The sequence below is a fragment of the Pseudophaeobacter sp. 1A09344 genome, from assembly GCF_041008745.1.
GTDB classification, from domain to species: domain Bacteria; phylum Pseudomonadota; class Alphaproteobacteria; order Rhodobacterales; family Rhodobacteraceae; genus Phycobacter; species Phycobacter gallaeciensis_A.
In genome coordinates, this window is record NZ_JAXGFS010000016.1 from 12,443 (window position 1) to 26,440 (window position 13,998).

Consider the following 13,998-nt stretch of genomic DNA (forward strand, 5'->3'; position numbering starts at 1 on the left):
CTCGCATCATTTTCAATTTCTCTTGAAATTTAGCGATAAGCGGACGCGGTTAATTTTCTTTTACCCGGATGAGGTGTTTCGAGTTTGGTAACCATTTTCTCCTAGGCCTTCAGACATCAGCCCCGTACTGGAAATCCCGCGCTGGAAACCCTTGCAAAGATGGATCATGAGTCGACCGCTGCCGCCCCGCAGACCCCTGCCCGCCTGCTGCACAAGGTGCCGCGCCCTGCGGGATCACCAAGACGTGAGAACCGGAGCAGGAAGGATCGCGGACAGGTCCAGCATCACCGGCAGCCGTCAACTGCAGCATGTTTCCTGACCCAGACGGCAAGACACCAACAGGCAGAGCACCAGAGGCACGCCACCGCAGATAAGGCACCAACGTGAGCAACACTGACTTCGACAGCGCATCCTCATTCTGGCAGGGGCGCCGTGTATTTGTGACCGGGCATACCGGGTTCAAGGGCAGCTGGCTGACCGCCTGGCTGCTGCAGATGCAGGCCCAGGTGCGTGGTTTTGCGCTGCCGCCCGCGATGGAGGGCGTGCCCGAGGGACGCCAGAGCTTCTTTGACGAGCTGGGCCTGGCGGCGCAGATCGACCATGTGCCGGGGGATGTGCGCGATCAGGAGGCGCTGCGCCAGGCGGTCAAGGGGTTTGACCCCGAGATCGTCATCCACATGGCGGCGCAGCCGCTGGTGCGCTATTCCTATGCGGCGCCGGTGGAAACCTATGCGACCAATGTCATGGGCACCGTGCATCTGCTGGAGGCCTGCCGCACGGCGGCGCCTTCGCTGCGCTCGGTTGTCGTGGTCTCCAGCGACAAATGCTACGAGAACCGCGAACAGATCTGGGGTTACCGGGAAACCGATGCCATGGGCGGCCATGACCCCTATTCCAGCAGCAAGGGCTGCACCGAACTGGTCACCGCCTCCTACCGCAATTCCTATTTCCCGCCGGACCGACTGGCAGAGCATGGCGTGGCGCTCTCCTCGGGGCGGGCCGGCAATGTGATCGGCGGCGGCGACTGGAGCCCGGACCGGATCGTGCCGGATGCCATGCGAGCCTTTGCCAGTGGTAACCCTCTGCACCTGCGCCACCCCGGCGCCCTGCGCCCCTGGCAGCATGTGCTGGATCCGCTGGCGGGCTATCTGCGCCTTGCCGAAATGGGGATCTCCGACCCCGGGCGCTGCGCTCAGGGCTGGAATTTCGGCCCGGCCGATCACATGACGCTTTCTGTCGAGGCGATGATTTCCGGTTTCGCCGAAACCCTTGGGCCGGAATTCCAGTGGAGCAGCCAGCCGGACAACAGCCTGCATGAGGCGAACCTTCTCAAACTGGATTGCAGCGCCGCGCGGCAGCTCTTGGGCTGGCAGCCGATGCTTGACGCCGGTGACATGACAGCCTGGACCGCGGATTGGTACCAGGGCCAGACGCCAGAGCAGCGCAACGCAACCACCGCGCGGCAGATCAGCGAATACCGCCGCCGCCTGGCCGCGGCCTGAGGCGCAGGGACTTGCCCCGAGAGGCTCCGACCGATCCTGCTGCCCTCCGTGTCGGCACGATACGCGGGGCCATCCGCCGCAACCCTGCTTCGGCCTTCACATGAACAGCATGACGTTCCGGCACCCTATGCCCGGAACGTTACGGTCCTTGATTAAAATCAAGAACGCCCCCTGCGAACCATGCCACCCTCAATGTGGTTCGCGATTAGAAGGGGCTGGATCGCGCGTGGGGATGATGCGCGTGAGGCGGACCATTCAGGAAAACAGCAACGGGGGCACCGGGAGCATGGTATCTTTGCACGCAGCCAGAACCGCAGCGGCGCTGTTTCTGCTTGTTCTTGCGACCGCCGCTCCGGCCGGTCCCCCCGCACCCGGGGGTGGCTGTCGCCTGCTCCAGACCCAGGCTGCGGTGATCTGCAAGGCCAAGGTCTCCTGCCGCAGCTCTGCCCCGGCGGTCGCGGCCATCCGTCCCTTGTTCTTCCACTGCGCCGCAGGCCAGCCTCTGCCCCGCCCCGTTGCCGAGGCCGCCATCGGCGCCTTCAAATCTCCGCGTTATTTCCGCTGCTGCATCGGCAACGATCTTCTTTCCATCCTGCCGACTGCTTCCACATCCGACTGAAAGGACCCCTGCGATGGCTTTTAACGATTACCGATCCCTTCTGGTGAGTGACACCGAAGCCTGGCACGATGGCAGCGGCGTCATCACCTATTCCTTTATCGGCACCGAAATGCCGCGCTACTATCGCAAGCTGGATACCGATGGCGACGGCACCAAGGACGCCTGGAACATCAGCGGGGAGATCGTGCCCTTCACCAATGATGTGTCGATGACGGTGGAACAGCGGGCGATGACCTCGGCCGCGATCAGCGCCTGGAACGAGGTGGCCAACGTCAACCTGCAGCCCGGCACCATCGCCCGCGGCGGCACCGACAGCACATTCGGCACCCCGGTCACCGGCGATGGCACCCTGGTCGCGGCGGGCGGCAGCGCCCTGCCCGTCAATGACGACGGCTCCTCCCTGGTGGACATGTCGGCGGTCTTCGAGGAGGGGCTGAATTTCTTTGGCGAAGAATATGACGCCAGCCAGATCTACGTGAACACCAATGGCAATATCACCTTCGGTTCGGGCCTGTCCCAATATACCCCAAGCGGGATCTCGGCCGGCTCCACCCCGATGATCGCCGCCTTCTGGGCCGATGTGGACACCCGCGCCGGGCAGCCGATCTATGTGGATGTGGATGCCGAGGCCGATGTCGTCACCATCACCTGGGAGGATGTCGGCTTCTACGATCAGCACGCTGAGCCCAGCAATTCCTTCCAGATGCAGCTTTATGACCGCGGCGAAGGCGATTTCGACATCGTCTTCCGTTATGAGGATATCAACTGGTCGGCCGGCACCGCCTCGGGCGGCGATGAAGAAACCGGTCTGGGCGGCACCCCGGCCCGGGCCGGCTATTCGGCCGGCAATAGCGCCGATTTCTTCGAACTACCGCAATCGGGCAACGAAAGCGCCATCACCAATCTGGAAAACACCACCGGCAATACCGGCGTCGAAGGGCTTTGGGTGTTTGAGGTCCGCAACGGTGCAATCGTCGGCGACATCACCTTTGCTGCCACCGAATTCGAGGATCCCGACCTGTTCGGCTATGTCGCCGATTTCCCCAATCCCGACCACTTGGGCGATCGCCCGTCCAAGGCTGGCGATCTGTGGATCAACAGCGCTAATGAAGACCAGTTCATCCCGGGCACCGGCCCGGTCTATGGCCACACCAGCTGGAACACCTACCTGCACGAACTGGGCCATGCCCTGGGCCTGCGCCACCCCAATGAAGCCCCCAATGACGGCGACACCAATGCCCAGTACACGGTGATGTCCTATGTGGAGCATCCTTCCGAATCCGGTGAAGCGCTGAGCGATCAGGCCTATTCCCTGACGCCGATGGTCTGGGATATCCAGGCCATGCAGGAGCTTTATGGCGCCAATACCACCACCCGCGCCAGCGATACGGTCTATTTCGGCGATGGTGGCGGCACCCATGGCACCGCAGAATATCAATACGCCACCAATGCCGACAACGATCTGGGCATGCAGGTCAAAGGCGAGGATGGTACCTACCGCGATGTCTACCTGACCATCTGGGATGCCGGCGGGCAGGATCTGATCGATGCCTCGGATCTGTCGACCCGCAGCCTGATCGACCTGCGTCCCGGCGCCTATTCCACCATCGGTGAAGAGACCGACAATATCGCCGTCGCCGCTGTGGTGCGCCAGGATGGCGCGGTGATCAATTTCATCGAGGATGCCTGGGGCGGCAGCGCCAAGGACCGGATCATCGGCAACAACGCCGACAATGAACTGCGCGGCGGCGGCGCCCGCGACGTGATCCGCGGTGGCCGCGGCAGCGACGATATCGCGGGCGACGGCGGCAACGACCGGCTATTCGGCAATGGCGGCGGCGATCTAATGCAGGGCGGGCGCGGCAAGGACAAGATGAACGGCGGCGGTGGCGGCGATGATCTGTTCGGCGACGCGGGCCGGGATACGCTGAAAGGTCGTAATGGCAGCGATCTCCTGGACGGCGGCGACGGCAATGACCTGCTGATCGGCGGTGGCGGCGGCGATACCTTCGTCTTCAGCGACGGCGATGACCGGGTGCGCGATTTCAGCACCAGCCGCAACGGCGAGGTGATCGATCTCTCCGGTGTTGCCGCCTTCACCGGTTTCAGCGATGTGATGACCAACCACGCCAGCGACGAAGCCGAGGGTGTCATGATCCGCGATCTGACCGGAAATTCGATGCTGCTGGAAGGCCTCACAATGAGCGAGCTTAGCGCAGACGATTTCTTGTTCTGATTGCATTGTATTTCAGGCGCATCAGGGCCTGGGGTTTTTTCCACACCCGGGCCTGTTTTCTGTTCTTCTGAGGCCGAGAATCGTTAAAATCATCCGGTAGATTTGCTGCCGGTATTCTGGGGCAGTGACCTGTGTGACCAGTAGAAGGGACCCTCCTCCATGACAACCTACAGCCTGACCGGTATTGCCGTGCTGCGCAGCAGCCTCCAGGGCGAAGAAGACGTGATCCGCGGTGTTGAAACAGGAATTGACCTGTCCATTTTTGTGCCCGGCGATGCCTCGACGCTGCGCTATACCAATTCCGCCAATTCCGAAGACCCGAACCAGCCGCTTGCGGATATCCGGGTGGAGGGTGCCACCGGTTACATTGAAGGCGGCCCGCTGGATGAGGACGAAGCCTCGATCCTTGAGGTCCGCTGGAATGATGGCGGCACCATCCGCACCACTACGGTGCTGGTGATGACCTTCTTTGAGGCTGAGGTCGATGGCTACAGCAATGTGGACGCCGATGCGATCTTCGTGCTGGACGGCGATCCCCTGCCCAGCATCAGCACCCGCGCCCAGTGGAATGCTTTTGACAACAGCATCCAGTCGGTCGGCCCGGCCACCGGTACCTTTGCCCCGAACCAGGAAATCCCGCTGACCAGCTTCTTCGCCTCTTCGACCGAAGATGACCTGATCATCGGCAGCGACGGCAATGACGAGCTGATCGGCGGCCCCGGCAACGATACCATCAACCCGGGCGATAATATGGACACGGATTTCATCCAGCCCGGCGCTGGCCGGGACCGGGTGATCTTCTCGGATCTGGAGCGCGGCTATGTGCATCTGGACCACTCGGATCTTGATGAAGGCATCACCGTGGAGATCGACGGCAATGCCAATACCGGGTTGATCGACAAGGGCGGCAATGGCCGCACCCGGCTGGTGGATGTGCAGAACCCGATCCTGGCCGGCGCCGATATCGGCGGGCTTGGCGTGGTAGGCACCGATTACAGAGATGTCTTCCGCGTCACCTCGGCCGATGGCGGCTGGCTGCAGCTGCGCGGGGGCGGCGGCAATGACCGTTTCGTCATCGGCGAAAGCGACGGTGCGGTGCGGCTGGATTACATCAACGCAGACAGCGGCGTGGTCGCCAAACTGAACCGTGGCCGCGTCATCGATGACGGGATGGGCGGCGCTGACCGGATTGTAGGCGATGGGCAGATCACCGAAATCCGCACCGGCATGTATGATGACAAGGTGATCGGATCGGGCCAGAACGAAAGCTTCATCCTGATGGCCGGCGAGGACACCCTAGACGGCCGCGGCGGCTATGACCGGCTGCGCTATGACCGCTCGGGCGTCGATGCCGTCGAAGTGAACCTTGGCCGGAATGAGGCCACCGGCACCTGGCGCGACGAGGCCTTCAGCCACAGCATTCGCGGCATCGAACACGTGCGCGGCTCCCGCGAAGGCGATGACACGCTGGTGGGCAACCGCGGCGACAACCGTTTTGATGGCCGCGGCGGCAATGACACCATCAAGGGCAAGGGCGGCCACGACCGGCTCAATGGCGAGGACGGCCGCGACAAACTGATTGGTGGCGGCGGTCGCGACACCTTGGATGGCGGCGCCGGCAATGACCTGCTGATCGGCCAGAAGGGCGGCGATACCTTCGTCTTCTCTGAAGGCCGCGACAAGGTCAAAGGCTTCCGGGGCGCCGACGAGATCGATCTCAGCAGCGCCGAGGGGATTAGCGACTTCTCCGACCTGAGCAACAACCACCTGAGCGAAGCGAACGGCAATGTGGTGATCACCGACGATAACGGCGATAGCATGATCCTCGTGAACCGCGATATCAGCGATCTGAGCGCGGACGATTTCCTGTTCTGATCCGCTTCTGCCTTCCCCGGCGCCAGACCACTGGGCCGGGGAAGGCTCCCATTTTCAGCTCCCTTTTTCCGCCCCGCCTGCCCCCGAGATCTACGGCCCGGGCTTAACCCGACCGCAGGACAAGGCAGCTTAAAGAGATTTACGGGATCTTTCCCAGATCCCCGGTATATTTAAAACAGGAACGCTCATGGCCCGCAGAAACAGCTATCAGTCCATCCTCGGTGACAGCTGGCATGACGGCAGCGGCAGCGTGCGCTATTCCTTCCTCGACGCGGACATGCCGGGCTATAACCGGGCTGTCGACACCGATGGAGACGGCATCCAGGACGCCTGGCGGGTCGGCGGCGGCCGGGTCTCTTTCGACAATGACTTTTCCATGACCGCGAGCGAACAGGCGATGGCGCTGCAGGCAGTCGCCGCCTGGAACGAGGTCTCGGGCGTCAACCTGCAGCCCGGCACCATCGCGGGAGCAGGGGTCGGGGACGTCACCTTTGCCAGCACCGAGTTCCGCGACCGCTTCCTCTTCGGCTTTGTTTCGGGGTTTCCCGATGCGGAGGATCTGGGCGAGACCCCGTCGCGCGCAGGCGATGTCTGGATCAATCGCAATAACCGCGATCAGTTCCTCGCGGGCGCCGGTGACGACGGCGGGCCGGTCTATGGCCATACCAGCTGGAACACCTACCTACACGAGCTGGGCCATGCCCTGGGCCTCCATCATCCGAACGAAAACCCCAGCAATCCAAGGACCAGCAACCAGTATACGGTGATGTCCTATGCCGCCCACCCGGAGGAACGCGGCGACGGTGCGCAGAAACAGGCCTTTCCGCTGACGCCGATGCTCTGGGACATCGAGGCCATGCAGGAGCTTTACGGCGCCAATACCACCACCCGCACCAGCGATACGGTCTATTTCGGCGATGGCGGCGGCAATCGCGGCGCTCTGGAATATCAATACGCCAGCAATGCCGACAACACGCGCGGCATGCAGGTGCAGGGCGAGGATGGCCGCTACCGCGATGTGATCCTGACCATCTGGGATGCCGGTGGGCAGGATCTGATCGATGCCTCGGGCCTTACCACCGACAGCCGCATCAACCTGCGCCCCGGGACCTATTCCTCAATCGGCGAGATCAACGACAATATCGCCATGGCCGCTGCGGTGCGCCAGGAGGGCGCGGTGATCAATTTCATCGAAGACGCCTGGGGCGGCTCTGGCAACGACCGCCTGCGCGGCAATGGCGCGGATAACAGCCTGCTGGGCCAGGGTGGACGTGACCGGCTTTTGGGCGGCAGCGGCAACGATCAGCTCGACGGCGGCACCGGGCGCGACCTTCTGGTCGGCGGCAAGGGCGCTGATGTCTTTGTTTTCTCCGGCGGCAGCGACCGGATCCGGGATTTCACCCCCGGCGAGGACAGGATCAATCTGACCCATGCCACCGGCATCACGGATTTCCAGGACCTCAGCGACAATCACATGCGCGCCCGCAACGGCCATGTGGTGATCGAGGATGACACCGGCGACATCCTGATCCTGCGGCACCAGGAAATCGGCGATCTTGGCGCCGAGGACTTTCTGTTCTGATCCCCTCAGAACAGGAAATCATCGGCATCGATCTGGCCCGGGCGCAGATCTTCCAGCAGCAGATGCCCAGCTCCGGTGTCGATCCATGTACCCGCCGGGCGGCGGCTGATCTCCAGATCGTCAAAGCCGAAACCGCGTCCCGGCAGATCTGACAGGTCAATCAGATCCTCCCCCGGGGTGAAATCCCGGATCCGGTCCACACCGTGGTTGCGGGCAAAGACAAAGACATCAGCCCCGGCACCGCCTTCCAGCCGGTCACGGCCCTTGCCGCCGTCGAGCTGATCATCGCCCGCCCCGCCCATCAGGACATCCTTGCCGCCGCCGCCGGACAGGCGATCCCCGCCGTCCCCGCCAAAAAGCCGGTCACGTCCGCCCTGACCGAACAGCCTGTCACTCCCGTCATCACCCCAGAGCCCGTCGCTGCCACCGCCGCCCTTCAGCGCATCCGCGCCATCGCCACCGTGTAGCTGATCATTGCCGCCACCCGCTTTCAGCAGATCATTCTCCTGCCCTCCGAACAGGCGATCATTGCCTTTCTGCCCCTTCAGAACATCGGCGCCGAGACCGCCATAAAGCATATCGTTGCCCGCCCCGCCCATCAGCCGGTCGTTGCCCCGCTCTCCCTCCAGGTGGTCGGTGCCGCCATGGCCCTTCAGCACATCGGCGCCATCGCCACCCATCAGCCAGTCATCGCCACTGCGCCCCAGCAGCAGATCATCACCGCCCAGACCCTGCACCGTATCCTCGCCGCTGCCGCCGCCCAGCTGGTCATTGCCGCCACCGCCGTATTGAATGCCATCCGCCAGCGTCACCCCCAGGGCCACCCGGTCGGGGTGGCTGAAATGCCCGCCCGGCCACAGATCGGCAAGGTCCAGCGCGCCGCCATCGGCGCTTTGCACCACCACCACCGTGTCGCCGAATTTCAGGCGGATCCCGTCGCGCAGCTCTGTCACCTGCAGCTGCGCCATGCTGCGCAGCCCCGTCAGCAGGGACAGATCCAGCACATCCTCACCCGGGGTGAAGTCCTCGATCTGCACCCAGCCGGATACCACCTCCGGCAGGAAGACATCGGCGCCATCGCCACCCCGCAGCGTGCTGCCCGTCGCTTGCGCCCGCAGCACATCATCGCCCGCACCTCCTGCGACCGTGGTCTGCCCTGTTCTGGCGGTGATCACCTGCCCCAGATCCGACAGATCGAGGGTAAAACGGCTGATACCGCCCGCCGCCCCCGAAGCCGCAAAGACCTGCAGCGTGTCGCCCGTCACCAGGGTTTCCAGCGCCGTCACATTCTCCAGCCCCAAGCCGCTGTCGTGGGCCAGGCTGGTCAGATGCAGCAACTGCCCCGAAGGCAGCATCCGCAGCAGGCTGATCCCGTCATCGCTGCCCGCTGCCAGCACCAGCACGGTGCCATCCGCCAATGTCACCACCTCCAGCGCCGACAGCCCGCCAAACCGGGTGGTGGCGGTGTCGTTCAGCTGATCGGAGAGCGACAGCGCGCCGTTGCGCGCCACCGACATCAGGCTGAGCGAGCCGCTGCCGCCCGCCCCCAGCAAGGCCCAGGTCCGGCCATGCGCCTCAAAGCTTGCGACCGCGCTGATACCGCCCACCGGCAGGCCATCCTCGACGCCGAAACTGCCCGCTGCCGTCAGCGCGCCGGAGCCCGGATCGACCCGGTAGCTGCGCAGCCCCTGAAAGGTGCCGCCTTCGGCCAGAAACAACAGCGGTGCCCCGGCCGGACCGCCGAGGGCCAGCGCCACCGTCTCCGGATGCAGATAGGCAGCATCCCCCCCGGCCGTGACAACCGCGCCCTGCATCCGGCCCTCTGCGTCCAGCCGCCAGCCTGACAGGCGCCCGCCGGACCCGGTGATGCCGTAGATCACTGCATCGCCATTCGCCAGCGTCAGCGCCGCCAACGCCCCGAGGCCACCCGCCGCGGCGCCGGACAGATCCTGCTGCTGCTGATCGCCAAGGCTGCTAGCGCCCTGACCTCCGGCCTGAAGGCGGTGAAACAGCAGATCACTTTGCCCCGTTTCCTGCAGCAGCAACCGGGTCTCATCACCGATCTGCGCCAGCAGCACCTCTCCGGTTTCGGTCGTTACCCGCCCGTGCAAGCGGCTGTCCTCTGCCCCGGCGGGGCGCGCAACGCCCGTGTCATTCAACCGGAACAGGGTCATGCCGCCGCCCCGGCCATTCACCGCATAAAGCACCGATCCACTCTCCGTCTCCTGCACCGCAAGATCGCGAAGATCCTGATCGAACAGAGGGTTTCCCGTCTCGAAATGCTGCGCAAACACAATATCCATCAGTCTGCATCTCCGACCTGACCGCACTCATCACGGCGGCGAAGATCAGCAAACCCCATGTCCGCACTCGGATCCGGAATGGGGCAAAAAGGGGAATATTGTTTACATATTGAAGACAATCATCAGGGTTGGGCAGGACTAGCCCGCGTTGCCGGAACCGCGTCCGCCTGGTTAGCGTCGCCTTGGCCCTCGCCGGGGCAGGCTGTGTTCCGCCCTTTTCGCCTCCGGAGCCACCCAGCACATGCCAGAACAGACCTCCCCGATCCTGTCCCTGCCCTATCTGATGCCGTCGCAGGCGCAGAAACACGTGACCCATAACGAGGCGCTGCAGATGCTGGATGCGCTGGTGCAGCTGCGCGTCGCCGCATTTGATACCGAAACCCCGCCTGCCGACCCCGCGCCGGGCGATACCTGGGCGCTTGGGGCCACACCAACCGGCGCCTGGGCCGGGCAAGCAGGCCGTCTGGCCATCTGGCAGGGTGAAGGCTGGCTGTTCCTGGCGCCGCAGCCCGGCTGGCGCGCCTGGGGTCTGGCCGAGGAAGAACTGCGCCATTGGGATGGTAGCGCCTGGCGCCAGCCGCCGCATCTGGGCCTCAACACCAGCGCCGATGCCAGCAACCGTCTGGCAGTTGCCGCCCCGGCCACGCTGCTGACCCACGACGGCGCCGGGCACCAGCTGAAGATCAACAAGGCCGCCGCCTCCGACACCGGTGCGCTGCTGTTCCAGTCGGGCTGGAGCGGGCGGGCCGAGATGGGCCTTCTGGGCGATGACGATTTCTCGATCAAGGTCTCAAGCGACGGCAGCAGCTGGACCGAGGCGCTGCGCATCACCGGCGACGGCGATGTTCTGGTCGATGGCGCCCTTATCGGCGGCGGCGCCGATTACGCGGAATATTTCGAATGGGCCGATGGCAATCCTTCGGGCGCGGACCGGCGCGGCATCGCGGTGGCACTGGATGGCGGCAAGATCCGCCCGGCAGAGGCAGGCGAGACCCCCATCGGCGTGGTCTCTGTCACACCTTCCGTGCTGGGCGGCGGCGATACCGGCGGCTGGCGCGGCAAATACCTGCGCGACGATCTGGGCAGCCCCCTGTGGGAGGAAGACGCGGATGGCCAGCAGAGCCGCCGTCTGAACCCCGCCTATGACCCCACCCGCCCCTATGTACCGCGCGCGGAGCGGGCCGAATGGGCCATGGTGGGTCTGATTGGCAAGCTGCGCCTGCGCCGGGGCCAGCCCACGGATGCGCGCTGGATCAGGCTGCGGCAGGTGTCAGACAGCATTGAGGAATGGTTGCTGCGCTGAACGGGCCCGTTAGTCCGGCCAAGCTTCCCACATCTGCAGCACCGTGCGCCGCCCAAAGCCGGTGTGGTCCAGACCGGCATTGGGAAAGGTGGTGAACTCGCCGAACACCGGTCCCGACGGCGTCAGGTAGAAATCCAATCGCAGTAGAACCGGTAGTCGCGCAGAGAGATATTCAGCCATGGCGATTAACGCATCGTATCCTGCAAGCGGCGCAATCTCTGTCCCGTCTGCCCCGGGCGCTTCAGGCCAGCCCGCCAGCGCCGCAGGCAGACGACGGCCCTGACGATCCAGCGTCATCATGCTGCGTTTGCCATCTGCTGCATTGCGGTCATGCACCCGCACAAAGGCCACATGACCCGCCACGACATAGGCCTTGAAATCTCGCGGGATTACCAATGCCGGATCCGTCTGCGCGGCAACATCTTCCAGCATCTCTTCGGCCAGGATCTGCGGTGGTGCCTCAAAAAGGCACCCATAAAGCGCCTTGGCATAGGTCTCCAGATCCGGGGTAATCGCTGCCTGCGCCATGTGATCCCGCCCCTCTGCCGCCACGACCACCCCCTTGGACGAGGCGCCATTTACCGGCTTTAGTACCACCCGCTGCGGCAGGGCCGCCCAGTCCAGTGCTTCGAGATCCGGGACCTGCTGCCATAACTGCGGCAAAGGCAGGCCCAGATCCTCAATATAGAGCCGCATTTCCTCCTTCTGGGTCAATCGCGCTACATGGGCATGGACCCGACTTCTGGGCGCCCGATACCAGTCCTGCAACCGTTCCAGCATGCGCGGCCGCAAACGGTCGCGACCTTCGGCCTTCAACAGCGGCATCAGTCCCCAGGGTTTGCAATAGACCGAAGGATCCAGGATGCAGGCCGCCCGCAGCAGGGCCATGCCCTCGTCGCGAGCTCCGCCCTTGAGAGCCCGCCGTCCTTCCTCCAGAAGCGGCCGCGCCCTGCCGGGAAAGATCCGGCGCGGCGTCCAGGATCCAGTCTGCGCCATAGCCCTGCCCCTTATCCCTTGGCCCCCTGGCCGCGGGCATAGACATCCTCGTAGCGGATGATGTCATCTTCGCCGAGGTAGCTGCCGGTCTGCACTTCGATCAGCACCATCGGCACCTTGCCGGGGTTCTCCATCCGGTGAACCGAGCCAAGCGGAATATAGACCGACTGGTTTTCGGTCATGAGGCGCACCTCATCATCGACGGTGACCTTGGCGGTGCCTTCGACCACGATCCAATGTTCCGATCTGTGGTGGTGGCTTTGCAATGACAGCGCCGCGCCGGGATGCACATGGATACGCTTTACCTGGAACCGCTCGCCCACCGCCAGGCTTTCGAACCAGCCCCAGGGGCGGTGATCCATCGGGAATTCGGTGGCCTGTTTGGCGGATTTTTCCTTCAGCGCCGCCACCGCCAGCTTCACGTCCTGCGCGCGGGAGGCATCGGCCACCAGCACCGCATCGGGCATCGCCACGGTGATCACGTCCCGAAGGCCGATCCCCACCACCTCAAGCCCTTCGTCCTCGGAGCGAATGAGGCTGTTGTCGCAATCGATCGCGGTGGCCGCCCCCGCGGTGACAACCCCCCGGTCATCCGGGGCGCTTTCGCGCCAGACCGCGTCCCAGCCGCCCAGGTCCGACCAGCCGGCGGCAAAGGGCACCACGGTCAGATTGTCGGCCTTTTCCATCACCGCATAGTCGATCGAGATATCCGGGCAACCGTCCCAGGCGGCAGGATCAAGCCGGAAGAAGCCGAGATCCGGCGCCCCTTCTGTGATCGATGCCGTGACCGGCGCCAGCAGATCCGGCGCATGGGCGCGGAAAGCGGCAAGAATGGTTTTCACCGAGAAGAGGAAGATACCGGCATTCCACAGGAACTGCCCCGAGGCGAGCATCTCTTCGGCGCGGGCGGCATCGGGTTTTTCCACGAAGCGTTTCAGGCCGATGGCCCGGGGGGTGAAATCCGGGGTAAATTGAAGGGGACCCCCATCCAGTTCCAGATAGCCATAGCCGGTTTCCGCATGGGTCGGCTTGATGCCGAAGGTGACGATCTGACCGGCCTCCGCAGCCGCCTGCCCGGCCTGAACGGCAGCGCGGAAGGCGGGCGCATCGGGCACCACGTGATCGGAGGGCGCCACCAGCATAAGTCCCTCCGGGTCGCTCTTCTCAAGATAAAGCGCCGCCGCAAGCACAGCCGGCGCGGTATTGCGCCCCGCCGGTTCGATCAGAATGGCGCCGGGATCGATCCCGATACCGGCCAGCTGTTCGGTGACGATGAAGCGAAAATCAGAATTCGTGAGCACCATCGGCGCCGCATACCCCGCCCCGGACAGGCGCAGGGCCGAAGCCTGAAACAGGGTCTCTTCCCCCACCAGCGGCACGAATTGCTTGGGGTAGCTTTTGCGGGACAGGGGCCAGAGCCGGGTGCCGGAGCCACCGCACAACAAGATGGGAGTGATCATGTAAAAACCCTTTCAACTGCCCCTTATCCGAGGTTTTCACGTGGATCTCCAATCATTGCAACCCCATAGCAAGTGCGGATTTGGAAAACCTTGCGATGTGCCACAAAGGTTCATAGACCGGC

Annotated in this window: 9 protein-coding genes; 6 read left to right on the forward strand and 3 right to left on the reverse strand. The window is 64.1% G+C overall.

What is annotated here, in order from left to right; all coding sequences use genetic code 11:
• Positions 1-383 precede the first annotated feature (383 nt).
• From rfbG to SM765_RS20625, 5 genes are all read left to right on the forward strand, one after another.
• Positions 384-1,502, forward strand: coding sequence for a CDP-glucose 4,6-dehydratase (gene rfbG / locus SM765_RS20605; RefSeq protein ID WP_274868998.1), 1,119 nt, complete (start codon positions 384-386; stop codon positions 1,500-1,502).
• A 286-nt stretch (positions 1,503-1,788) separates the two neighbouring features.
• Positions 1,789-2,121, forward strand: a complete 333-nt coding sequence (locus SM765_RS20610) for a hypothetical protein (RefSeq protein WP_368981787.1) — start codon at positions 1,789-1,791, stop codon at positions 2,119-2,121.
• 13 nt (positions 2,122-2,134) lie between these two features.
• Positions 2,135-4,357: a nidogen-like domain-containing protein gene (locus SM765_RS20615; protein ID WP_368981788.1), complete on the forward strand. Its 2,223-nt coding sequence runs from the start codon at positions 2,135-2,137 to the stop codon at positions 4,355-4,357.
• A 159-nt stretch (positions 4,358-4,516) separates the two neighbouring features.
• The gene (locus SM765_RS20620) at positions 4,517-6,232 is read left to right on the forward strand and encodes a calcium-binding protein (protein WP_368981789.1); all 1,716 of its coding nucleotides are present in this window, start codon (positions 4,517-4,519) and stop codon (positions 6,230-6,232) included.
• A 187-nt stretch (positions 6,233-6,419) separates the two neighbouring features.
• On the forward strand, positions 6,420-7,814 hold the full coding sequence (locus tag SM765_RS20625) for a M10 family metallopeptidase C-terminal domain-containing protein (RefSeq protein ID WP_368981790.1): 1,395 nt from the start codon (positions 6,420-6,422) through the stop codon (positions 7,812-7,814).
• A 5-nt stretch (positions 7,815-7,819) separates the two neighbouring features.
• Here the strand turns inward: SM765_RS20625 and SM765_RS20630 are convergent, their stop codons facing one another.
• Positions 7,820-10,117 carry a calcium-binding protein gene (locus SM765_RS20630; RefSeq protein WP_368981791.1) on the reverse strand — a complete coding sequence of 766 codons (2,298 nt, stop codon included), beginning with the start codon at positions 10,115-10,117 and terminating at the stop codon, positions 7,820-7,822.
• A gap of 241 nt (positions 10,118-10,358) precedes the next feature.
• Here SM765_RS20630 and SM765_RS20635 point away from each other — a divergent pair, with 241 nt between their 5' ends.
• Positions 10,359-11,420, forward strand: a complete 1,062-nt coding sequence (locus tag SM765_RS20635; protein ID WP_368981792.1) for a peptidase G2 autoproteolytic cleavage domain-containing protein — start codon at positions 10,359-10,361, stop codon at positions 11,418-11,420.
• A gap of 9 nt (positions 11,421-11,429) precedes the next feature.
• On the opposite strand, the gene SM765_RS20640 is transcribed toward SM765_RS20635, so the two are convergent.
• Together SM765_RS20640 and SM765_RS20645 are read right to left on the reverse strand one after the other, a co-directional pair.
• Positions 11,430-12,416: an ATP-grasp fold amidoligase family protein gene (locus SM765_RS20640; RefSeq protein WP_368981793.1), complete on the reverse strand. Its 987-nt coding sequence runs from the start codon at positions 12,414-12,416 to the stop codon at positions 11,430-11,432.
• 11 nt (positions 12,417-12,427) lie between these two features.
• Positions 12,428-13,876 carry a mannose-1-phosphate guanylyltransferase/mannose-6-phosphate isomerase gene (locus SM765_RS20645; RefSeq protein WP_368981794.1) on the reverse strand — a complete coding sequence of 483 codons (1,449 nt, stop codon included), beginning with the start codon at positions 13,874-13,876 and terminating at the stop codon, positions 12,428-12,430.
• Positions 13,877-13,998: the final 122 nt, after the last annotated feature.